Here is a 21,124-nt window from a genome sequence, read left to right as displayed (position 1 = left end):
ACTACACCCACGTCCGGGGGCGGTAACGGTTGGCACGTTCCACCAGGTCGATCCTCTCCTCGCCGCCCCGCGCCAGCCGGGCCAGCGTGCGGTACGAGCGCTCCAGGCCGAAGCGGAGTCCCCGCTCGTCCAGGTCACTGCCGAGCAGCGCCTGCTGTCCCGCGGATGCGGAACCCCGGCCACCGGAGAGTATCCAGTCCAGCGCACAGCCGAGGACCTCGGCCGACAACTGCTCCCGGCGCGCCGGATCCAGACCGTACGCGTCCAGCGCCTCGACCTGCCCGGCGGCGGCGGTCAGATCGCCCAGGAACGGTACGTCGGCGGCGGTCGCCGTGCGCCCGCGCAGCCGCGCCCGGACGGCGGCCACCCGCGCGGCCGTGTAGTGGATGGACGACTCCGGCACCGACTCCAGCGTCCGTACGGCACCGGTGCGGTCCCCGGCCGCGAGCTGGACGCGGGCCAGACCGAACGCGGCGCTCACAAAGCTCGGGTCGGTCGACCAGACCAGGCGGTAGTACTCGGCCGCGTTGTCCAGCTGGTCCAGCACCTCCGCGCACAGGCCGAGCGCCAGCTTGGGCGCGGGCTCGCCCGGGAACGCGTCGTAGATCGCGTCGAAGGCGAGTGCGGCGCCCTCGTGGTCGCCGGTCGCCAGTGCGGCAACGCCCCGGTACCAGACGACCCGCCAGTCGTCGGGACGCTCCTCCTCCAGGTTCCGCAGGGCCTCCAGCGCGGTGTACGCGTCGCCGTTCTCCAGCCAGGCGCGGATCTGCCTCAGGCGCGTCTCGACCGACGCCGCCGGAGCCCCGGCGAGCGCACCGAGCAGCTCGGCCGGCGCGGTCGTCATCAGGCCCGCGAGGAAACCGGCGTTCGGGTCGGAGGGGTCGACACGGGGGACGGGCAGGGCGAGGGCGGCGACGGGGGAGTTGACCGGCTTGACGATCGCCGGGGTGCCGTTCACGGAGGCGGGAAGCGAGGACTGCTGCTGCTTGCCCTTCTCCGTGTTCCCCTTGTGCTGCTTGTTCTGCCTGCTCGTCACCCGTGCTCCGAGCAGCGACACGTCCCCCTCCAGCTTCGGGAACAACTCCGGGTCCGTGACCTTCAGTTCGGGCCCCAGCAGCGTCGACAGCGCCGGCCTGGCCCGCCCCGTCTGCAGCGACACGACCTCGCGCAGCACGCCCGTGAGCTGCTCCGCCATCTCCTGCGCGGAGGCGAACCGGCGGGCCCGGTCCGGGTCGGTGGCCCGGACCAGGAAGCGGTAGAAGGACTCGTACTGCCGGAAGACCTCGATGTTGTCCGGGTCGGGCAGCGAGTCCACGAAGACGTTCGTGTAGCCCTGGAAGTCGAAGGCCAGGACGGCCAGCGTGCGGGCGACCGTGTACAGGTCGGACGCCACCGACGGGCCGACCTCCGCGACCTCCGGCGCCTGGTAGCCCACCGTGCCGTAGATGGCAGACTCCTCGTCGTCCATCCTGCGCACCGCGCCCATGTCGATCAGCTTGAGCTGGTCCTCGGTCTGGATCGCGTTGTCGACCTTGAAGTCGCAGTACAGCAGGTTGCGGCTGTGCAGATGGCCGAGCGCATCCAGGGCCTCGATGCCGTACGCGCACGCCTGCTCCACCGGCAGCGGATCCCGCTTGCCCGCGGACGTACGGCGCGAATTGGCGATCTCCTTCAGCGACTTGCCTCCGACGTACTCCATGACGATGTAGCCGTCGAGCGAACCGGTGCGCTGGTCGAGGTGCTCCACGAAGTTGTAGATCCGCACGATGTTGGAGTGCTCGATCTCGGCCAGGAAGCGCCGTTCGGAGATCGCCGCCGCCATCGCGTCCTGGTCGCCGGTGTCGAGCAGGCCCTTGAGGACCACCCACCGGTCGGAGACCGCCTTGTCCACGGCGAGGTAGACCCAGCCGAGCCCGCCGTGCGCCAGACAGCCCACCACCTCGTACTGGCCGTGCACCACGTCGGAGGCCTTCAGCTTCGGCACGAAGGAGTACGGGTGGCCGCACTTGGTGCAGAAGCCCTCCATACGGCCCGGCCGCTCACCGCGCGCCCGGCCGACCGGCGCCCCGCAGTCGGAGCGCGAGCAGAACCGCTTGCGCTCGGGCACCTCCGGGTTGTCGAGCACCATCGCGCGCGGGTCGGGCCGCGGCACGTCCGGCACCTGCACCAGGCCGACGCCCAGCCGGCCGCGGGCACTGGTGTTCGTGGAGGAACCGGAACTCCTGACCGACACCGAACGGCCCGTGGAACGGCCCGAAAGGGAACGGGACAGGCGTCCCGACACCGAGCGCCGGGACTTCGACGACTGCGAGGACGTACGCGAGCTGCTGCGGCTGCTGCGGCCGCTGGACCGCGAACTGCCGCTGCCCTGCGACCCCTTGCCACCGCCCGTGATGCCCGTGGCCGGTGAAATCACCATGCCGTTCGCCGACACGACCGGCGCGAGGCCGCAGGTGTCGCAGTACAGCTCGCCGCCGCCCACGTCCTCGTAGGCGCCCTCGCACCCCGGCCGCTGGCAGTTCTGCTGCGCCTGACTCATGACGTCACAGCACCCCCTCTGTCACTCACGCTCCGGGCCCCCTGCGGTCCTCGGGCCCGCTCTGCCCCGGAACGCGCGGGCCGCCCAGCACTTCGGCGGCCGCGTGCTGGAAGCGCAGCACGGCCTGCTCGGCGACGCGCAGATCGCACGGGGCGCTCCACAGCATGCGGCGCGCCGCGTCGTACCGCTCGATCAGGAACGGGTCCTCGGCGTACCCGTGCCGGGCGACCTTCGCCTTGTACGCGTCGAGGCGGCCGCGCAACTCGGCGCGGACCGCCAGCGGCGCGGTGACCGCGGTCAACGACTCGCGGGCGCGCAGCAGTTCGTCCTCCGCCTTCTCCTCCAGGGACTCCAGGAGCGGGGACAGGCGGTGCCACTGGGCGTGTCTGCGGTACTCGGCGGCCGTCGCCAGCTGCTCCTGCAGCACGGTCGGCGGACCGCTGACCACCGGCACCTCCGTCGCGGCGATCTTCGCGAGGACCTCCCCGCGTGCGTTGCGTGCCTCGGCGAGGGTGCGGTCCGCGCGGCTGAGCACGTCCCGCAGCCGCACCAGCCGCTGCTCCGCGTCCTGCCGGACGGTGAGCACGGCGTCGATCTCCCGGCGCACCTCCTCCAGGGCGCGCGCCTCCCGGTCGTACACCGTGGTGTCCGGCCGGCCACCACCGGGCGCCGAACTCCCCTGCGCGGGAAGCCAGTACGCGAGCGGGTCGGACACCACCTGCTCGCGCAGGGACGTCAGGGTGCGCGTGATCAGCTCCAGGTCGTCGCCGGAGGGGTGCTCGCCGGGGCGCACGCCGACCGAGTGGGCGAGCTTGCGGGTGCGCTGGAGCTCCGCGGCCAGTAAATCGATCCGCGCGGGCAGCGCCGACCAGACCGCGTCGGCGGTGACGACCATGTCCAGGCTCGTCGCGTACAGGTCGTTCATCAGGTCGACCAGGCCGGCCAGCGAGAACTGCCGGCTGAGCTTGCCCGGACCGCCGGTCAGCGTCGGCGCGTTCGCCGTGGCCGTCGTCGAGCCCGCGAGCGTCACGGACTCGCCGCGCAGCAGCTCCGTCAGCTCCACCAGGTCCTCACGGCTGGACCAGCGGCGGCGGGAGCGGATCTCCCGGGCCGAGCGCAGCGCGTCGGTGTACGCGTCGAAGTACGCCCACAGCAGCGTGATCGACGCCTCCGCGGCAGCCCAGCGCTCCTTGGTGACGCCGGTGAGCTCCGCGCCCTCCAGGAGTCTGCGGCCCGCGTGGTCCTGAAGGGCGAGGAGCGAGGTCTCGATCGCCTCGTGCTCGGCGCCGAGCCGCGCCAGCGCACGGTCCACCTCGTCCCGGTCCATCACCGGCCCGGCGGGGTCCGTGACGCCCATCGATCACCTCTCGCTGCTGTCGTGGTCCGTGGTGTGGTCTCGTACGTCCGATGGTCGGTCACTTGTAGTGGGCGGCGGGAGGGGTCGCGGACGTCGACTTCTTGTCGCCCTGGTCCATGGTGGGGTGCAGCCACTTGTTGTACGAGTCCGCCCAGCCACCGTCCTTGATGTAGTTCTGCAGGGTCCGGTTGACCTGGCGTACCAGATCGTCGGAGTGCAGTTTCATCGCCACGCCGTAGTACTCGTCGGTGAACAGGCCGCCCTTGAGCTCCACCGTCGGGTCCTGCGCGGCCTGGCTCGCGGCGAGCGCGCCGTCCGTGACCACCGCGTCGACCGCGCCGAGCTGCAACTTCACCAGGCAGTCCAGCTGGTTGGGGACCACCGTCCCGATGTCGGTTCCGGCCGGGAGCCTGCCGGCCTTCCGGTCCGCCCGCAGACGGTCCAGCGCCGTCGAACTGTCGGCCGAGCAGACCTTCTTGTGGGCGAGCGTGCCGTTGTACCCGGTGATCGTCGAGGTGCGGGGGGCGAGGACCTGCTGGCCGGTCCTGAAGTAGGGCGCGGAGAACGCGACCTGGCTCAGCCGGTCGCAGTTGATCGTCATGGTGCGGACCACCATGTCGACCTCGCCGTTCTGGATCGCGTCGATACGGCGGCTGGTGGGGATCGCCTTGAACGAGACCGCGTCCGCGTCGCCGAGGATGTCCTTGGCGATCCGGTGGACGAGGTCGATGTCGAAGCCCTCCAGCGCACCGGAGGCGCTGTTCGGGTTGAGGTAGCCCCAGCGGTAGCCGTTGGTGTCGACGCCGACGATCAGACGCCGGTCCTTGCGGGCCTTGATCCTGTCGAGGGTCTGTGTGCTGCCGTCGCCGCCCGACGGGGACAGGCTCCGGTCCTGCGGGTCGTTCAGCGTCTTGCAGTCGTCGGCCTTGATCTGGCTGCCCTGGGCGATGCCCTGACCGCCGCTGCCCGCGGCGCCGGCCGCCCCGCTCGACTGCGTCAGGGGCAGCAGCAGCGCGAAGGCCAGCGCGAGGGCGCACACGGCCGCCATCGCGCCGACGCCGCCCCAGCCCCGGAGGCCGGCCCGCAGACGTCGCGCCAGACGGTGTGCATCCATCTCCACGCCCCCTCTCACCGGTACTCCGAAAGCCTGCGCCCGATGCCCAGCACCGCGCCGGCCGCGCCCAGGACGGCGAGGACCGCCGCCCCGTACGGCAGGCCCGTCAGCGCGTCCTTGCCGTCGCCCGCCGCCTGCTGGAACTCGGTCTGCTCGTGGGTGAGTGCCTTCTCCAGGGCAGCGTCCACATTGTCGAAGCACACGCTCGTCGGATCCTTGCCGACGCCGATGACCTTGTCACGGGCCTGCTGGTACTCACCCTTGTCGTTCAGGCCCTGGGCGACGACGTGCCGGTCCTTCCACGCTTTCATGAAGCTGTTCGCGTCCTGTACGGGCTTCTTGCCCGCGGAGTCGTCGGCGAGACCGTCGGCCCTGGTGAGCGACGCGGCCAGCTCGCCGATCTGCCGGTCGTACCCCACGGCGTAGGCGTCCACGGGCTTGTCGCCCACCTTCTCGGTGTCCGCGCCGCGGCGGATGAGGCTGAGGTTCTCGTCGCTGCGGGCGGTCAGGGACGCGATGCGGGCGTCGTGCAGGACGTTCAGTGAGCGGACGCCGTGGTCGTAGGAGTCGCTCAGCCCGGCGCGGGCGACGGTGTGACCGACGACGAGCCAGAGCAGGACCACCACGGAGGCGGCGGAGGCGGTGACCAGACCGTGGTTCAACACCCGGTTGGTGCGCAGGTAGTTGCGGTGCTGGGCCCAGCCGAGGCCGCCGAGCGCGAGGAGGCCGAGGCCGACCGCGGCCCACGGGAACGACTTCGCGTCGGCGTAGTCCGAGCTCAGCCGTTGGTTCTCCTTCTGGTACAGGGCCTCGGCCTTCGGCAGCATCTGTTGCTGCATCTGCTCGTTCGCCGCCCGCAGGTAGGCGCTGCCCACCGGGTAGCCCTGCCGGTTGTTGGCCCGGGCCGTCTCGATCAGGCCCTTGTACTGCGGCAGCAGCTTGTTGAGATCGGCGATGGTCTTCGCGGACTCCGACCCGGGGTCGGAGTTGGAGGCGGCCTTGACGAGCTTGTCCGCGGCCGTGCCGATGTCGCCCTCGTACCGCTGCCGCATCTCGGGCTTCTCCTGCGGGCCCGCGAGATAGCCGCTGGCCGCCGCCGTGTTGGCGTCGGCGAGCGATCTGTAGATGTCGGCCGCGTCGGAACTCAGCGGCTGGCTGCGGGTGAGCACCTGGTCGGCGGCGGACGCGCGGTCGGTCATCTGCCAGGCGGTGACCGAGCCGAACGCGACGACGAGGAGCGCGACGAGCGCGCCGATGATGCGCAGCCGCCCCGGCTCGGTCGTCGCCGCCTCACGCAGGCGCTCGACGCCCTCCGCGAAGGCGGTACGGCGCGCCGAAACGGGCGCGGACACGGCCGTGGGACCCGGTGGCGGCGGGGGAACGGGCCGTCCCGGCTGCGGCGGCACGGCCGGCATCGTGGGCATGCCGGATCCCGGTGGCGCCGTGCTGCTCTTCGGCGGGTGTGTCACCTTGACCTCCCCCATGGTCATCCGTCGCCGCAAGTATCCCTGCCGGATGCCTCCGGCGGGAGGGCAGGGGCTCGCATCACCCCCTGCCCATCAATACGTCGTGGGAATCGGATCGGTTCCGCCCTGGGGGCTGCCCTCGAAGTGGGCGCGCACCCTGTCATGCACCCCCTGTCCCGCGTGGACCCGGTCGAGCCCCAGCAGCGCGGCCCCCAGCACCGGGCTCGCCGTCACCACCCGGGCCACCGCCTTCGGGGCGCGCGCCGACAGCAACTCGTTGATTCCGTCGTTGAGTTGGTGGTGCTGGGCGGCCAGTACGCCGCCGCCGAGCAGCACCGGGGTCTCCTCCTCCAGCAGATCGAGGCGGGTCAGTGCCACCGTCGCCATCGCCACCACCTCGTCCGCGAGCCGGTCGACGATCGCGCGGGCGATCGGGTCGCCGTCCGCGGCCGTGGCGAAGAGGACCGGTGTCAGCTCGTGGCGGCGGGCGGGCGCCACCTCTTCGAGGTGCAGCGCCTCGATGAGCGCGAGCATCGTGTCGTGGCCGAAGTGGGCGGGCAGGACGCGGGCGAGAGCCGTCGGTGCGCCGCGGCCGTCCTCCGCGCGGGCCGCGTGCCACAGCGCTTCCTCCGCCAGCCCCCAGCCGCCGCCCCAGTCGCCGGAGATACGGCCGAGTGCGGGGAAGCGGGCGGTGCGGCCGTCGGGGCGCATGCCGACGCAGTTGATCCCGGCGCCGCAGACGACGGCGACCCCCCGGGGCTCGGTGATGCCGGCGCGCAGGATGGCGAAGGTGTCGTTGCGGACCTCCACCTGCGCGCCCCACGCGCGCGCGTGCAGCGCGGCCGCCAGCTGCTCCTCCTCCACGGGGAAGTCGGCGTTGGCGAGGCAGGCGGACACATGGTCGACCGACTCCACCCCGGCGGCGGCGAAGGCACTGCCCACCGCGGCGGCGAGGGCGTCCACCGCCGCGTCCACGCCCACCACCGGCGGCCGGAACCCGCCGCCGCGGGCCGTGGCGAGAACGGTGCCGTCGGCCGCCACGACCGCGACATCGGTCTTGCTGTTGCCCGCGTCGACGGCGAGGACACGTGCGGTCATGCCCACGCGAGATGCTCCCGGTTGTGTGCGATCAGTCGGTCGGTCAGGCCTTCGGCGTACTCGTACTGGCCGATGAGGGGGTGGGAGAGCAGGGCCCGGAAGACCCGGTCGCGGCCGCCCCGCAGTGCCGCCTCCAGAGCCAGGTCCTCGTACGCCGTCACGTTCGCCATGAGGCCCGCGTACAGCGGGTCCACGGACGGCACGGCGAGCGGGAGCGGCCCCTTGGGGCCGACCGCCGCCTGCACCTCGATCACCGCGTCGTCCGGCAGGAACGGCAGCGTGCCCCTGTTGTAGGCGTTCACCACCTGGTACGGGTTGCCGCCCGCGCCGAGCAGCGAGGCCGCCAGATCCACGGCCGCCTCCGAGTAGTAGGCGCCGCCGCGCCGGGCGAGCAGGGCCGGCTTCTCGTCCAGGGCCGGATCGGCGTACATCTTCAGCAGGCGCCGCTCCATCTCGGCGACCTCGGCGGCCCGGGAGGGCTTGGTGCGCAGCTCCCGTACGACCTCGTCGTGGGCGTAGAAGTAGCGCAGGTAGTACGACGGGACCACGCCCAGGCGGTCGAGCACGGCCCGGGGCAGCCGCAGGTCGGCGGCGATCGAGTCGCCGTGTTCGGCCAGCAGCTTGGGCAGGACGTTCTCGCCCTCGGGGCCGCCGAGACGTACGCCGGTCTCCCAGGTGAGGTGGTTGAGGCCCACGTGGTCGAGGTGGACGTCGGACGGTGAGACGCCGAGCCGGTCCGCGAACTTCCGCTGGAAGCCGATCGCGACGTTGCACAGGCCGACCGCCTTGTGGCCCGCCTGCAGCAGGGCACGGGTGACGATGCCGACCGGGTTGGTGAAGTCGATGATCCAGGCGTCCGGGTTGGTACGACGGACCCGTTCAGCGATGTCCAGGACGACCGGGACCGTGCGCAGCGCCTTGGCCAGGCCGCCCGCGCCGGTCGTCTCCTGGCCGACGCAGCCGCACTCCAGGGGCCATGTCTCGTCCTGTTCGCGGGCCGCCTGACCGCCGACGCGCAGCTGCAGCAGCACGGCGTCCGCGCCGTCCACGCCGGCGTCCAGGTCGTCGGTCGTCACGATCCGGCCGTCGTGCCCCTGCCTGGCGAAGATACGGCGGGCCAGACCGCCCACCAGCTCCAGACGTTCGGGCGCCGGGTCGACGAGGACCAGTTCCTCGACGGGCAGGGTGTCACGCAACCGGGCGAAGCCGTCGATGAGTTCGGGTGTGTAGGTCGAGCCTCCGCCGACCACGGTGAGTTTCACTGGAGGTTCCCTCGCTTCCGGGCGCCGGGGGCGGTCTTCATCGGCCGGGGGTCCGGGGGTTGTCCCCCGGGGATACACAGCATGTGGGGTTAACCCTTCACTCCGGTGAGCGTGACGCCCTCGACGAACGCCTTCTGCGCGAAGAAGAAGACGAGGATCACGGGGGCCATGACCAGCACGGTCGCGGCCATGGTGAGGTTCCAGTCGGTGTGGTGGGCGCCCTTGAAGGACTCCAGGCCGTAGGAGAGGGTCCAGGCGCCCGGGTTCTCCGAGGCGTAGATCTGCGGGCCGAAGTAGTCGTTCCAGGCGTAGAAGAACTGGAAGAGGCCCACTGCCGCGATGCCCGGCCTGGCCATCGGCAGGACGATCTTCAGGAGGGTCCTGAAGTCGCCGCAGCCGTCCACCTTCGCCGCGTCCAGGTACTCGTTCGGGATGGTCATCAGGAACTGGCGCAGCAGGAAGATGGAGAACGCGTCACCGAACGCCATCGGGATGATCAGCGGCCACAGCGTGCCCGACAGGTCCAGCTGCTTCGCCCAGAACAGGTACATCGGGATGATGATCACCTGCGGTGGCAGCATCATCATCGAGATCACCAGCATGAGCGACAGACTGCGGCCCCGGAAGCGGAACTTGGCGAGCGCGTACGCCACCGGGATCGACGACACCACGGTGAGGACCGTGCCCAGTCCCGCGTAGATCAGCGTGTTCTTCCACCAGGTCAGAAAGCCCGGGGTGTCGAAGACCTTCTTGTAGTTGGACCACTCCCAGGTGTGCGGGATCAGGTCCCGGCTGAGGGCCTGGGTGTCGCTCATCAGCGAGGTCAGGAACACGAACACGAAGGGCAGCACGAAGAAGAGCGCCACCGCCACGCCGAGGGAGTGGATCGCGACCCACTCCAGGAGCGACCGGCGGCGGGCCGTGCGCTCGGCGGGGGAGACGGGTGCCTTCAACTGCACGGGTTTGTCCAGTACTTGGGCCATGGTCAGTCACCTGCCAGGTTGAGACCGCCCCGGCGCCGCATCAGGAACGCGGTGAACACCATGGACAGGGCGAACAGGACCAGGGCGACGACACACGCGGAGCCGTAGTCGAAGCGCTGGAAGCCGAGGTTGTAGACGAGCTGGGGGAGGGTGAGGGTCGACTTCTCCGGGTAGCCGGGCTCGAACTGGGTGCCCGCGCCCTGGATCACGCCCGAGGCGACCTTTCCGGCGATGAGCGGCTGTGTGTAGTACTGCATCGTCTGGATCACGCCGGTGACGACGGCGAACATGACGATCGGCGAGATGTTCGGCAGCGTCACGTACCGGAACCGCTGCCACGCCGACGCGCCGTCCAGCTCCGCGGCCTCGTACTGCTCCTGGGGCACGTCGAGCAGCGCGGCCATGAAGATGACCATCAGGTCGCCGATGCCCCACAGGGCGAGCAGGGTGAGGGCGGGCTTGGACCAGGTGGGGTCGTTGAACCAGCCCGGGGCCGGGATGCCGACCTTTTCGAGGAGCGAATTGACCGGGCCCGTACCGGGGTTGAGCAGGAACGCGAAGGCCATCGTGGCGGCCACCGGCGGGGCGAGATAGGGCAGATAGAAGAGGGTGCGGAAGACTCCCGTACCCGTCTTTATCTTGGTGATCAGAAGGCCGACCCCGAGGCCGAAGAGGACCCTCAGGGTCACCATGACCAGGACCAGCCACAGGGTGTTGCGCAGGGCCGGCCAGAAGAAGGGATAGTGCTCGAAGACGTACGTCCAGTTCTTCGTCCCGCTCCACGTCGGCGGTTCGAAGCCGTCGTAGTGCATGAAGGAGAAATAGACGGTCGACATCAGCGGATACGCGAAGAAGACCGCGAAGCCGATCAACCAGGGCGACATGAAGGCGGCCGTGCGCAGGGCCTGCTTCCTGCGCTTCGACGCCAGAGTGACGGTGCTCATCGTCGGCCTACTTCGCCTGCGCGATGTCCGTGTCGATCTGCGCGGCCGTCTTCTTCAGGCCGGCCTTCAGGTCGGAGACCTTTCCGCTCTCGTAGTCGTAGCCGAAGTTCTGGATCGTCGCGAGGTACACGCCGCCGTTGATGGATGCCGGTGACGTGGTCGAGTTCGGGTTCGCGGCGATGTCCAGGAACGTCTTGAAGCGCGGGTCGTACTTCAGTTTCGGGGACTTGAGGGCGGCCAGCGTCGAAGGCACGTTGTGGATGGCGTTGGAGAAGTTCACCACCGCGTCCGTGTCCGTGGTCATGTACTTCACCAGCTCCCAGGCCGCGTTCTGCTTGTGGCTCGCGGCGGAGACGCCGGTGATGGTGCCGGTGATGTAGCCCTTGCCGTACTGGTCGGCCCGGTCGTCGGGGACGGGCAGCGGGGCCACGCCGATGTCGAACTTCGGCTTTGCGCCGACGGCCATTCCCAGGCGCCATTCACCGTCCAGCTGCATGGCCACCTGGCCGGTGTGGAAGGGGTGCTTGACGCCCCATTCGTCGCCGAGCTTCGAGCGGTAGGTCTCCAGTTTCCTGAAACCGCCGAGTTCGTCGACCAGCTTCTTCTGGAGCTTGAATCCGGCCTCGAAAGCCGGGTCGGCGGCGAGCTGCGACGTGCCGGCCTTGTCGAAGTACGTCGGGGAGAACTGCCCGAAGTAGTGCTCGGTCGTCGTCTCCCAGCCGTGGTAGTCCGGCATGAAACCGAGCTGCTTGTAGCTGTCGCCCTGGGCGATCGTCAGCTTCTTGGCGTCGGCCTCGAATTCGGACCAGGTCTTCGGCGGGTTCTTGATGCCGGCCTTCGCGAAGGCCGTCTTGTTGTAGTAGAGCCCGTACGCGTCACCCAGCAACGGCGCCGTGCAGCGGTTTCCGTCGAACTGGGTGTATTCGTTCATCGCCTTCGGGAACGTCGTCTCCGGGTCGATCCCCGCCTTCTTGTAGAAGGGGCCCAGGTCGACCAGCGCACCCGACGAGCAGAACTTGCCGACATTGTTGGTGGTGAAGGAGGAGATGACGTCCGGAGCCTTGTCACCGCCCGTCCGCAGCGCCTGGTTGATCTTGTCGTCGGTCATGTTGGCGACGACGTTCACATGGATGTTGGGGTGCGCCTTCTCGAAGCCGGAGATCAGGGAGTTGACGGCCTTCACTTCATTGGGCGCGCTCCACGCGTGCCAGAAGTTGATGGTCGTGTCCTTCGAGGCGTCGTCGTCGGCGCCGGAGGAGGACTGGCCGGTACAGGCGGTGGCGAGGAGGGCGAGTGAGGCGGAGGCGGCGACAGCGAGCGCCGCTTTCCGGGGCATTCCGGGCATGGCGAGGTCTCCCAGGGGCGGGACGGGGTGAGTGAGGGAAGGCGGGGGGTGAGTTCAGTGGGTGTGCGAGAAGGTGTACGGGCTGCTCAGCGGGAGGTGTCGAAGACCTCGTCGCGGGTGGCCACCAGGGCGCTTTCCAACGCGCCCCGCAGCACGGGGTGTTCACGGACGTCGCCGACCACGAGCCGGGGCCGGGAGGCGGCCAGTTCCTCCAGCTCGGCCTGGACCAGGGCGCGGAGCACCTCGCCGCCCGCGGTGAGCGAGCTGCCGCTGAGGACGACGAGTTCCGGGTCGAGTACGGAGACGAGGGACGCGAGACCGGTGGCGAGGTGCGTCGCGTAGGTCTCCAGTAGCTGCCGGTGCGGGTCGGCGGCGCTCCCGTGGGCTTCGTGGGCTTCGGCGGCGCGGGCGACGAGAGCCGCGGCGGCCTCGGCGTACGGGCCGGCCGGGATCTCCTCGATGCCCAGCCGGCGGGCCAGCTTGGGGATGGCCTGCGAACCGGCCAGCTCCTGGTAGCCACCGCTGTTGGCCTTGGTCACCTGCCGGACCAGGGGTGCGCCCGGCACGGGCAGGAAGCCGACCTCGCCCGCGCCGCCGGTCCAGCCGCGGTGCAGCCGCCCGCCGAGGACGAGGGCGGCACCGAGGCCGCCCTCGTTCCACAGCAGCACGAAGTCCTCGTGCCCGCGGGCCGCGCCCAGCCGTTGTTCGGCGACGGCGGCGAGGTTGACGTCGTTCTCGTACTCGACCGGCATCGGCAGTGCGGCGGCGAGTTCGTCGAGCAGGGCCGGGGTGTGCCAGCCCGGGAGGTGGGAGGCGTAGCGCAGCCGGCCGGTGTTGGGGTCGAAGGCGCCCGGGGTGCCGATGACGAGCCGGTGGACGTCGTCACGGCCGAGCCCCGCGGCCTTCACGGCGCCGTCGAGGGCGTCGGTCACCTGTTGGACGACGGGCTGGGTGGGCCGCCTTCCCGGGGTGGGCAGTTCGTACGAGCCCACCCTGCGGCCGGTGATGTCGGCGACGGCGGCGAGGACGCGCTCGGGGGTGACGTCGAGTCCGGCGGCGTACGCGGCGGCCGGATTGACCTCGTAGAGCTGGGCGTTGGGGCCGGGGCGTCCCTCCGTGGTGCCGGTGGCGAGGACGAGGCCGGCCGCCTCCAGGCGGGCGAGCAGCTGGGAGGCGGTCGGCTTGGAGAGGCCGGTGAGCTTGCCGATCCGGGTGCGGGACAGGGGCCCGTGCTCCAGGAGGAGGTCCAGGGCGGCGCGGTCGTTCATGGCGCGCAGGACGCGCGGGGTGCCCGGCGTACCGGCTGTTCCTGCCATGTGGTCGACACCTGCCTTTCGACTGCCCAGCTCGACTGCCCAGCTTCTCACTGATCACTGTGCGGGTGGCCGTTGATCACTGTTAGGAAAGTTTCCTATTGACTGGGAGGAACGTAAGCCCAGGGCGAAGGAGGCGTCAATAGGAACCGCCCCCGAGGCAACAGAGTCGTTACCTCGGGGGCGGTGGGAGTGGGTGGTGCGGCCGGCCGGCCCCTACTTCGGCGTCGCCGAGCGTTGCTGGGCGAGCGGCGATGCGGCCGCCGCCTGCGGGGAGTCGGGGTTGGAGAGCGCGGAGGGGGCCGAGACCGCTGCCGTCGGGTCGACGGGCTCCTCGTCCAGCGGGGCCGTCGCGCCGCCCACGATGCGGATGTTCGCGGCGTCGAAGGCGCGCTTGACGCGCCAGCGCAGTTCGCGTTCCACGGTCAGGGACTTGCCGGGCATGGTCTTCGCGGAGATTCGGACCACCATCGAGTCGAGGAGCACGCTGTCCAGGCCGAGGACCTCGATCGGGCTCCACAGGAGCTCGTTCCAGGGCTCCTCCGCGCTCATCTTCTCGGCGACCTCGTCGAGGGTGGACTTCACCCGGTCCAGGTCCTCGTTCGCCTTCACGGTCACGTCGACGCCCGCCGTGGCCCAGCCCTGGGAGAGGTTGCCGATGCGCTTGACCTCGCCGTTGCGGACGTACCAGATCTCGCCGCTGTCGCCGCGCAGCTTGGTCACGCGCAGGCCGACCTCGATCACCTCGCCGGAGGCGATGCCGGCGTCGATCGTGTCCCCGACCCCGTACTGGTCCTCCAGGATCATGAAGACGCCGGAGAGGAAGTCCGTGACCAGGTTGCGGGCGCCGAAACCGATCGCCACGCCCGCGACACCGGCGGAGGCCAGCAGCGGCGCCAGGTTGATCTGGAACGCCGCCAGGATCATCAGCGCCGCGGTGCCCATGATCGCGAAGGACGCGACCGAGCGCAGTACCGAGCCGATCGCCTGGGAGCGCTGGCGCCGGCGCTCGGTGTTCACCAGCAGCCCGCCGAGCGCCGTGCCGTCCACGGCCTGGGCGGTGCGGGTCATGCGGTCTATCAGCTTGGTGATCGCCCGCTGCACGACCGCTCTCAGCACCCCGGCGATCACCAGGATCAGCACGACCCTGAGGCTGATCGCGAGCCAGGTGGACCAGTTCTGCTCGACCCAGCTGGCGGCGTTGTTCGCGCTCTGCTGGGCGTCCTGGAGCGTGGGGACCGCCGGGGTCGTCGACTCCGAGGGGGTCGGCGACGGCGACGAACCGGCGGCCAGTAGGACGGCGGGCAAGGACACGGCAGGTACCTCCAGGCGCTGCGGTCCGCCGTCCGGTTCCGGATTGGTCAAGGTCACGGAAGGGTCACCGGGCAGGCGGGTCCACCACACTATCGGGGCATCGTGTGCGAATCCTTGCAGTCTTCGAGGGAGAGACGGTGCCCATCGGGGGATGAGCAGGTGGGATAAACCATCGCCCCTCCGGGGGATGAATCAGATGTGGTCGAAAACACTCCCAGCCCGTTACCGGGACATGGTGGCGCTTCCAGCAGGCCAGAGGGGAGACTGGCTACAGATCGTCCCGGCGCGAGCCACGCGCCGCCGACGCACAAGGAGGCATCCGTGCCGCACGTCCTGGTCCTCAACGCGTCGTACGAGCCACTCGGCGTCGTACCGCTCCGCCGCGCGCTCGTCCTCGTCCTGGAGAACAAGGCTGTCTCCCTGGAGGAATCCGGCGCCTTCATGCACAGCGCAACCGTCACAGTCCCCGCACCCAGCGTGGTCCGGCTCAAGCGATTCGTCCGGGTTCCCTATCGGGGGCCCGTTCCTCTTACCCGGCGGGCGCTCTTCGCGCGCGACGGGGGCCGGTGCATGTACTGCGGTGGCGTCGCAACCAGCGTCGACCACGTCATCCCGCGCAGCCGCGGGGGCAAACACGTCTGGGACAACGTGGTGGCGTCCTGCCGCCGCTGCAACCACGTGAAGGCCGACCGACATCTTTTCGAGATCGGCTGGCGGCTGCGCCACAAACCCGCTCCACCCACCGGACTGGCCTGGCGCATCATCGGCACCGGCCATAGGGACCCGCGCTGGCTGCCGTACTTGCAGCCATACGGCGCGGAGGCCGCCATGGCCCGGATCGACGGCATTTCCGCCTGACGATCCGGGCTTTCGCATAGCCCCGGTGCCGGGGCGTGCCGCACGCGGTCCGGTCCGGGAGCCCCCCGTACTCCCGGACCGGACAGTCATCCGCTCATGCGTAGCGCAGCTCGGCCGGGCGGACCGAGCGGCGCAGCAGAGGGAGTGAGGTGGCCGCCGCCAGCAGGCAGCACGCGTACACGGCGAAGGGCACCAGGAGCATGCCCCACGGCACCGGCGCCACGACGTAGTCCGTGCTGAGCGAGGCGTACCAGGCGCCGATCCCCAGGCCGCCGATGCCCGCCACCGCGACCGCGGGCGCCAGCGGCAGCGCGGTCTCCAGGAGCAGTGCCCGGGCCAGCACGCCGTGCGGCACTCCGGCGGCGGACTGCGCGGCCAGACCCCGGCGCCGGGTGGCGAGGGACTCGGCGGTGCCGACGGCGAGGCCGGTGAGGATGAGTGCGAGGGCGACGAGGATCGCTGCGGCCGTCAGGTCGATGCCCGTCGTGTAGTAGGTCATGCCCGCGGCCAGCTGTCCTTCACGGCGTATGGCGTGCAGCTCGGTGAGCAGCACCTGCCGTACGCCGACGAAGCCCGAGGCCACGACCGTCACCAGCAGCACCGCCGCATGCGTACGGGCCGCCGCCCACGGGTCCTCGCACATCCGTTCCGCCGCGATCAGCACCGCCGGGCGCCGGGTGCGGGCGGCCAGGCCCGCGCCCAGCTGCCGGGACGACGATCCGGACAGCCACACCGCCGTGCAGCTGATCAGCAGCGTCAGGACGATCAGCGTCGGCGGCCCGGGGGTGAAGGTGGAGGAGTCGCGGAAGAGCGGGGTCCCGACGATGATCAGCAGCGTCGCCGCCAGCAGCCAGGTCGCCGACTTGAACAGGCGTCCAGGGCCCCGCGTGGCCCGCACCCGGCGTACCCACCCGAGCGGCGAGGCCACCACCCGGCGCAGCGACAGGGCGCTCACGGCCGCGCCCAGCACGGGTACGGCCGCGGCCACCAGGACGATTGCCGCCCAGGCCGAGGCCGAGGGGCGCGACCACAGAGCCAGCAGCAGCGGCACGAAGGCGACCGTGGCCACCACCGAACCGGCCAGACAGGCCGGCCCCGACTCCAGCGCCGCGATCCGCCGCACCTGCCCGGGGGAGGCTCCCGCGAGCCGCAGCGCGGCCAGCCGCCGGTCGCGGTGCACCGCTCCGATGCGCGCGCACTGGCCGAGGAACCCGAGCACCGGGATCAGCAGCAGCCCCAACGCGAAGATCACTCCGCGCCGGTCGCTGTCGGAGTCGAGCAGCCCCGACCCGACGGACACGGAGTAGTACCCGTCCAGCGAGGCGAGCGAGACGACCGCGAGCCCGATGCCTGTCGCCATCGCCGCGCCGAGGGCCGTCAGCCCGATCCGCCACCACTCGCGCCGGTCGGAGCCCCGGGTCAGCAGCCAGGCCAGCCGAAGATCGGTCCTCATGCCGCCACCCCCGCGGGCGCCACAGCACCGTCGCTCAGCCGCACCTCGCGGTCCGCGTACGCGGCCACCTGGGCGTCGTGCGTGATCAGCAGCACCGACGTGCCCGCGTCCCGGGCCGTGTGCACCAGGGCCGCCATCACCTGCTCGCTCGCCAGGGAATCCAGCGCTCCCGTCGGCTCGTCCGCGAAGACGACCCTCGGGCCGGTGACCAACGCCCGCGCCAGCGCCGTCCGCTGGGCCTGGCCGCCGCTCATCTCACCGGGCCGCAGCGCCTCCTGCCCCCGTACGCCGAACCGCTCCAGCCACTCGCCGGCCTGTACCTGCGCCTCGGCGCGCGGCGTTCCGGCCAGCATCAGCGGCAGCGCGACATTGTCCAGCGCCGTCAGCTCGGGAATCAGCTGCCCGAACTGGAAGACCACCCCGAAGTCGGTGCGGCGCAGCTCGCTCAGCCGCTTCTGAGGCAGCTGGTCGAGCCGCTGCCCGGCATACGTCACCGCGCCCGCGTCCGGGCGGACGATGCCGGCCAGGCAGTGCAGCAGCGTGGACTTCCCGCTGCCGCTGGCCCCGGTCACGGCGAGGATCTCACCGGCCCGCAACTCGACCGAGGCGCCGCGCAGGGCCTCGGTCCTGCCGTGCGCCTTGGTGAGGTCACGGGCCGCCAGGAGCGGCACCGCGCTGTCCCCGTTGCTCAGATCCCCGTTGCTCATGCTGCGTCGACCTCCGCGGTCAGGGTGGTGAGCCGGGCCGCCGTGGTGTTCATCCAACGGAGGTCGGCGTCGAGGTGGTTGAGGGCGTAGTCCGCCGAGAGCACGGTCGCGAGGTCGGCACTACCGGCGGTCTTGACCGTCGTCAGCTCCCGCATCCGCTCCATGTGTGCGGCGCGCTGCGCGGCCAGGTAGCCGGCCGGGTCGCCGCCGGACAGGATCGAGACGACGACCTTGGCGAAGATCTCGTTCGTCACGAACGGTGCGGGCGGGGCGATCTCCGCGGCCCACTGGGCCAGTTCGCGCGTTCCGTCCTCGGTCGAGCGGTACGTCGTCCGCTCCGGGCCGCCGTCCGAGTCGGTGCCCTCGACCTGGGCGAGGCCGTCCCGGACCAGGCGCTGCAGGGTTGTGTAGACCTGCCCGTAGGCCAGCGGACGGGCCTGCGGGAAACGTTCGTCGTGGCGTCGCTTGAGGTCGTAGCCATGGCTCGACCCCGAGGCGAGCAGCCCCAGCAGGATGTGGCGGGTGCTCATGGCGATCATTATGCACTCGATACATGTACTGAGTGAATAGTGGGGGTGGGGTCACTGCCTCGCGGCGCTCCCGGTATGGAGGAGAAGTGGAGCAGAATGTGACAAGAGGCACCTGGTTCGATCCCGTACGTCTGCCGCCGCGCGCACGGGGTAGGGCTGCGGTAACCCGTTGCCCGCACCAGACAAGGAGGCCCCCCCGTGGCCGCACCGGCTTACCCCCTCTCCAAACCCGTGGCGCAGTTGCCGTCCTTCGAACCCGAGCCGCACTTCTGCGTCTTCAGTGCGGAGGGCGCCTGCGCCGAGATCCCGTTGACCAGCGAACCGCCCCTGCCCGACGCCGAGCCCCTCACCAGCGAGCCGCCCCTCGCCGACGCGGCGCACCTGACCAGCGAGGCGGTGGCCCCCGAGCCGGACTGCACGAGGCCCTAGATGGCAGCAGCGCAGGGATCGCCCGAACCGCCCGCCGAGGATCTGTCCCGGCTCGCCGCTCTGCACGGCGTCGCCACCTCCTACAGCCCCTCCCCGGACCGCACGGTCGCGGCCTCGGCCACCGCCGTCACCCTTGTCCTGGCCGCCCTCGGCATCGACACGGGCACCCCCGAGGCCACCCGTGCCGCACTCGCCGCCCGCGAGCGGGAGCTGGGCGAGAGGCTGCTGCCGCCGACGGTGGTGCTCTGGAGCGGCGGTACGTCCCCCGCGCTCGCGGCCCTCCCGGAGGGCACCCGACTGCTGATCGAGACCGAACAGGGCGAGACGCGTGCGTCCGCCGAGCAACTCCCGCCCGGGGTGCACCGGTTGACGGCCACAGCACCCGACGGCCGTTCCGCGGCAGTCCACTTGGTCGTCGCCCCCGACCGGCTGCCCACGCCGGCCGCCCGCTCGTACGGGCTGCTCGTCCAGCTCTACTCCCTGCTCTCGCACCGCTCCTGGGGCATGGGCGACCTCGGTGACCTCACCGAACTCACCGCCTGGGCCGGGCGTGCCCTCGGCGCGGGCTTCGTCCAGGTCAACCCGCTGCACGCGGCCGTGCCCGGCGCCCCCACCGACCCCTCTCCCTACCGCCCCTCCTCCCGCCGCTTTCCCGACCCCGTGCACCTGCGCGTCGAGGACGTCCCCGAGTACGCCTACGTCGAGGACCGCGAGCGCCTGCGCGCGCTGCTCGGGCGCGCCGCCGGACTGCGTGAATCGGTGCTGGAGAAGGGCGCGTTGATCGACCGGGACGCGGTCTGGGCGCTCAAGCGACAGGCGCTGGAGCTGGTCCGCGAGGTGGAGCCGGGGCCCGGGCGGCGTGCCGCGTACGTCGACTTCCTCGCCGAGGAGGGCGAGGCCCTGGAGGACCACGCCACGTGGTACGCCCTCGCCGAGGTGCACGGCTCCGACTGGAGCCGGTGGCCGGCCGCCCTGCGCGACCCCCGGTCGGCCGAAACGGCGCGCGCCCGCGGGGAGTTGATGGACCGGGTCGACTTCCACTCCTGGCTGGCCTGGCTCACCGACGCCCAGCTCACCGACGCCCAGCGCGCCGCGCGCGAGGCCGGGATGCCGATCGGGATCGTGCACGACCTGGCGGTCGGAGTGCATCCCGGGGGCGCCGACGCCTGGGCACAGCAGGAGTACTTCGCCGGCGGGATGTCGGTGGGCGCGCCACCGGACGCCTTCAACGCGCGCGGCCAGGACTGGGGCCTGCCGCCCTGGAGGCCGGACCGTCTCGCCGAGTCCGGCTACGAGCCGTACCGCCGCCTGCTGAAGGCGCTCTTCCGCTACGCCGGCGCCCTGCGCATCGACCACGTCATGGGCCTGTTCCGCCTCTGGTGGGTGCCGCAGGGGCACCCGCCCACCGAGGGGACGTACGTCCGCTACGACGCCGAGGCCATGCTCGCCGTCCTCGTGCTGGAGGCCTCGCGCGCCGGTGCCGTCGTCATCGGCGAGGACCTGGGCACGGTCGAGCCCGGCGTACGCGAGACGCTGCGCGAGCGCGGGGTGCTCGGCACGTCCGTCCTGTGGTTCGAACGGGACTGGGACGGCGACGGCCGTCCGCTGCCGCCGGAGCGCTGGCGCGCCGACTGCCTGGCCACCGCCACCACCCACGACCTGCCGCCCACCGCCGCCCGCCTCACCGGAGAACACGTCGAACTCCGCGACAGCCTGGGCCTGTTGACCCTTCCGCTGGAGGAGGAGCGCGCGGAGGCGGCGGCCGACGCGGGCGAGTGGCTGGGCCTGCTGGCCAGCCTCGGCCTGCTGGACGGCACGGGTGGCGGCCACGGCACGTCGGAGGAGGAGGCCGAGATCCAGGCGGTCCACCGCTTCCTGCTCGCCACGCCGTCCCGCATGCTCGGCGTCTGGCTCCCCGACACGCTCGGCGACCGCCGTCCCCAGAACCTCCCCGGCACATGGGACCAGTACCCGAACTGGCGACTCCCGATCGCGGGCGCGGAGGGCCGCCCGGTCACCCTGGAGGAGCTGGCGGGATCGCCACGCCTGCACGGGTTGATCGATGTGCTGCGGCCGGGGCGGCCGGAGTAGCGCGGAGCCCGTACGGCACCCCCGGACGAGCGGGCCGATTCGCCGTTCGATACTTTTGGCACCGTGGACAAGAAGAACGCCCTGCGCGCCGGCGCCCTGGCTGCCGGTACGACGCTGATGATGCTGCTCATGACGTCCCCCGCGCTCGCGCTGACCCGCGACGACGGCGACGACCCCGGCCCGGGCCTGAGCGTCGGCGAGACGCTGGGCCTCTACGTTCTGGCCCCCCTCGCCCTGTTCGGGGTCATCGCGGGCCTGGTGATGGTCCTGGACAGGTCCAAGGACCGTGAGCCGAAGGCCAAGGCGAAGGCCTGACCTCAC

General features: G+C 71.3%; 18 protein-coding genes. 4 read left to right on the top strand and 14 right to left on the bottom strand.

The genetic code is table 11. The annotated features are described in order from the left end of the window. Position 1 precedes the first annotated feature (1 nt). The 11 genes from ACYUED_RS15100 to ACYUED_RS15050 form a co-directional block, all read right to left on the bottom strand. Positions 2–2,539 carry a serine/threonine-protein kinase gene (locus ACYUED_RS15100; protein ID WP_491292798.1) on the bottom strand — a complete coding sequence of 846 codons (2,538 nt, stop codon included), beginning with the start codon at positions 2,537–2,539 and terminating at the stop codon, positions 2–4. 25 nt (positions 2,540–2,564) lie between these two features. Beyond that, positions 2,565–3,896, bottom strand: coding sequence for a hypothetical protein (locus tag ACYUED_RS15095; protein ID WP_491292797.1), 1,332 nt, complete (start codon positions 3,894–3,896; stop codon positions 2,565–2,567). A 58-nt stretch (positions 3,897–3,954) separates the two neighbouring features. Beyond that, positions 3,955–5,010 carry a glutamate ABC transporter substrate-binding protein gene (locus ACYUED_RS15090; protein WP_491292796.1) on the bottom strand — a complete coding sequence of 352 codons (1,056 nt, stop codon included), beginning with the start codon at positions 5,008–5,010 and terminating at the stop codon, positions 3,955–3,957. Positions 5,011–5,024: 14 nt separating this feature from the next. Continuing rightward, positions 5,025–6,479 carry a GlnX family signal transduction membrane protein gene (locus tag ACYUED_RS15085; RefSeq protein WP_491292795.1) on the bottom strand — a complete coding sequence of 485 codons (1,455 nt, stop codon included), beginning with the start codon at positions 6,477–6,479 and terminating at the stop codon, positions 5,025–5,027. A gap of 90 nt (positions 6,480–6,569) precedes the next feature. Next, a complete protein-coding gene (locus tag ACYUED_RS15080) occupies positions 6,570–7,580 on the bottom strand; it encodes an N-acetylglucosamine kinase (RefSeq protein WP_491292794.1) in 1,011 nt (336 codons plus the stop codon). Then, positions 7,571–8,836, bottom strand: coding sequence for a 6-phospho-beta-glucosidase (locus tag ACYUED_RS15075; RefSeq protein WP_491292793.1), 1,266 nt, complete (start codon positions 8,834–8,836; stop codon positions 7,571–7,573). The genes ACYUED_RS15080 and ACYUED_RS15075 overlap by 10 nt, the downstream gene beginning before the upstream one ends. 89 nt (positions 8,837–8,925) lie before the next feature. Continuing rightward, the gene (locus ACYUED_RS15070) at positions 8,926–9,819 is read right to left on the bottom strand and encodes a carbohydrate ABC transporter permease (RefSeq protein ID WP_491292792.1); all 894 of its coding nucleotides are present in this window, start codon (positions 9,817–9,819) and stop codon (positions 8,926–8,928) included. Between the two features lie 2 nt (positions 9,820–9,821). Further along, positions 9,822–10,763, bottom strand: a complete 942-nt coding sequence (locus ACYUED_RS15065; protein ID WP_491292791.1) for a carbohydrate ABC transporter permease — start codon at positions 10,761–10,763, stop codon at positions 9,822–9,824. Positions 10,764–10,770: 7 nt separating this feature from the next. Then, positions 10,771–12,108 carry an ABC transporter substrate-binding protein gene (locus tag ACYUED_RS15060; protein ID WP_491292790.1) on the bottom strand — a complete coding sequence of 446 codons (1,338 nt, stop codon included), beginning with the start codon at positions 12,106–12,108 and terminating at the stop codon, positions 10,771–10,773. An 86-nt stretch (positions 12,109–12,194) separates the two neighbouring features. Further along, positions 12,195–13,424, bottom strand: a complete 1,230-nt coding sequence (locus tag ACYUED_RS15055; RefSeq protein WP_491292789.1) for an ROK family transcriptional regulator — start codon at positions 13,422–13,424, stop codon at positions 12,195–12,197. Positions 13,425–13,637: 213 nt separating this feature from the next. Further along, entirely contained in the window at positions 13,638–14,735 is a 1,098-nt protein-coding gene (locus ACYUED_RS15050; RefSeq protein ID WP_491292788.1) for a mechanosensitive ion channel family protein, read from the bottom strand. A gap of 321 nt (positions 14,736–15,056) precedes the next feature. Here ACYUED_RS15050 and ACYUED_RS15045 point away from each other — a divergent pair, with 321 nt between their 5' ends. After that, positions 15,057–15,593 carry an HNH endonuclease gene (locus ACYUED_RS15045; RefSeq protein ID WP_266514508.1) on the top strand — a complete coding sequence of 179 codons (537 nt, stop codon included), beginning with the start codon at positions 15,057–15,059 and terminating at the stop codon, positions 15,591–15,593. A 94-nt stretch (positions 15,594–15,687) separates the two neighbouring features. On the opposite strand, the gene ACYUED_RS15040 is transcribed toward ACYUED_RS15045, so the two are convergent. From ACYUED_RS15040 to ACYUED_RS15030, 3 genes are read right to left on the bottom strand one after another with little or no spacing between them, the layout of a single operon-like run. Further along, positions 15,688–17,046, bottom strand: a complete 1,359-nt coding sequence (locus ACYUED_RS15040; RefSeq protein WP_491292787.1) for an FtsX-like permease family protein — start codon at positions 17,044–17,046, stop codon at positions 15,688–15,690. After that, on the bottom strand, positions 17,043–17,753 hold the full coding sequence (locus tag ACYUED_RS15035) for an ABC transporter ATP-binding protein (RefSeq protein WP_491292786.1): 711 nt from the start codon (positions 17,751–17,753) through the stop codon (positions 17,043–17,045). The genes ACYUED_RS15040 and ACYUED_RS15035 overlap by 4 nt, the downstream gene beginning before the upstream one ends. Then, positions 17,750–18,283, bottom strand: coding sequence for a PadR family transcriptional regulator (locus ACYUED_RS15030; RefSeq protein WP_491292785.1), 534 nt, complete (start codon positions 18,281–18,283; stop codon positions 17,750–17,752). The genes ACYUED_RS15035 and ACYUED_RS15030 overlap by 4 nt, the downstream gene beginning before the upstream one ends. A 198-nt stretch (positions 18,284–18,481) precedes the next feature. Between ACYUED_RS15030 and ACYUED_RS15025 the strand changes: the two genes are divergently transcribed. The 3 genes from ACYUED_RS15025 (at position 18,482) to ACYUED_RS15015 (ending at position 21,118) form a co-directional block, all read left to right on the top strand. After that, on the top strand, positions 18,482–18,712 hold the full coding sequence (locus tag ACYUED_RS15025; protein ID WP_405624339.1) for a hypothetical protein: 231 nt from the start codon (positions 18,482–18,484) through the stop codon (positions 18,710–18,712). Continuing rightward, complete coding sequence (gene malQ / locus ACYUED_RS15020; RefSeq protein ID WP_491292784.1) at positions 18,713–20,803, top strand: 4-alpha-glucanotransferase; 2,091 nt, start codon at positions 18,713–18,715, stop codon at positions 20,801–20,803. A gap of 63 nt (positions 20,804–20,866) precedes the next feature. Next, on the top strand, positions 20,867–21,118 hold the full coding sequence (locus ACYUED_RS15015) for a hypothetical protein (protein WP_491292783.1): 252 nt from the start codon (positions 20,867–20,869) through the stop codon (positions 21,116–21,118). Positions 21,119–21,124: the final 6 nt, after the last annotated feature.

This window comes from Streptomyces sp. DF42 (assembly GCF_058267695.1).
This window is presented reverse-complemented; position numbering and strand designations above follow the sequence as displayed.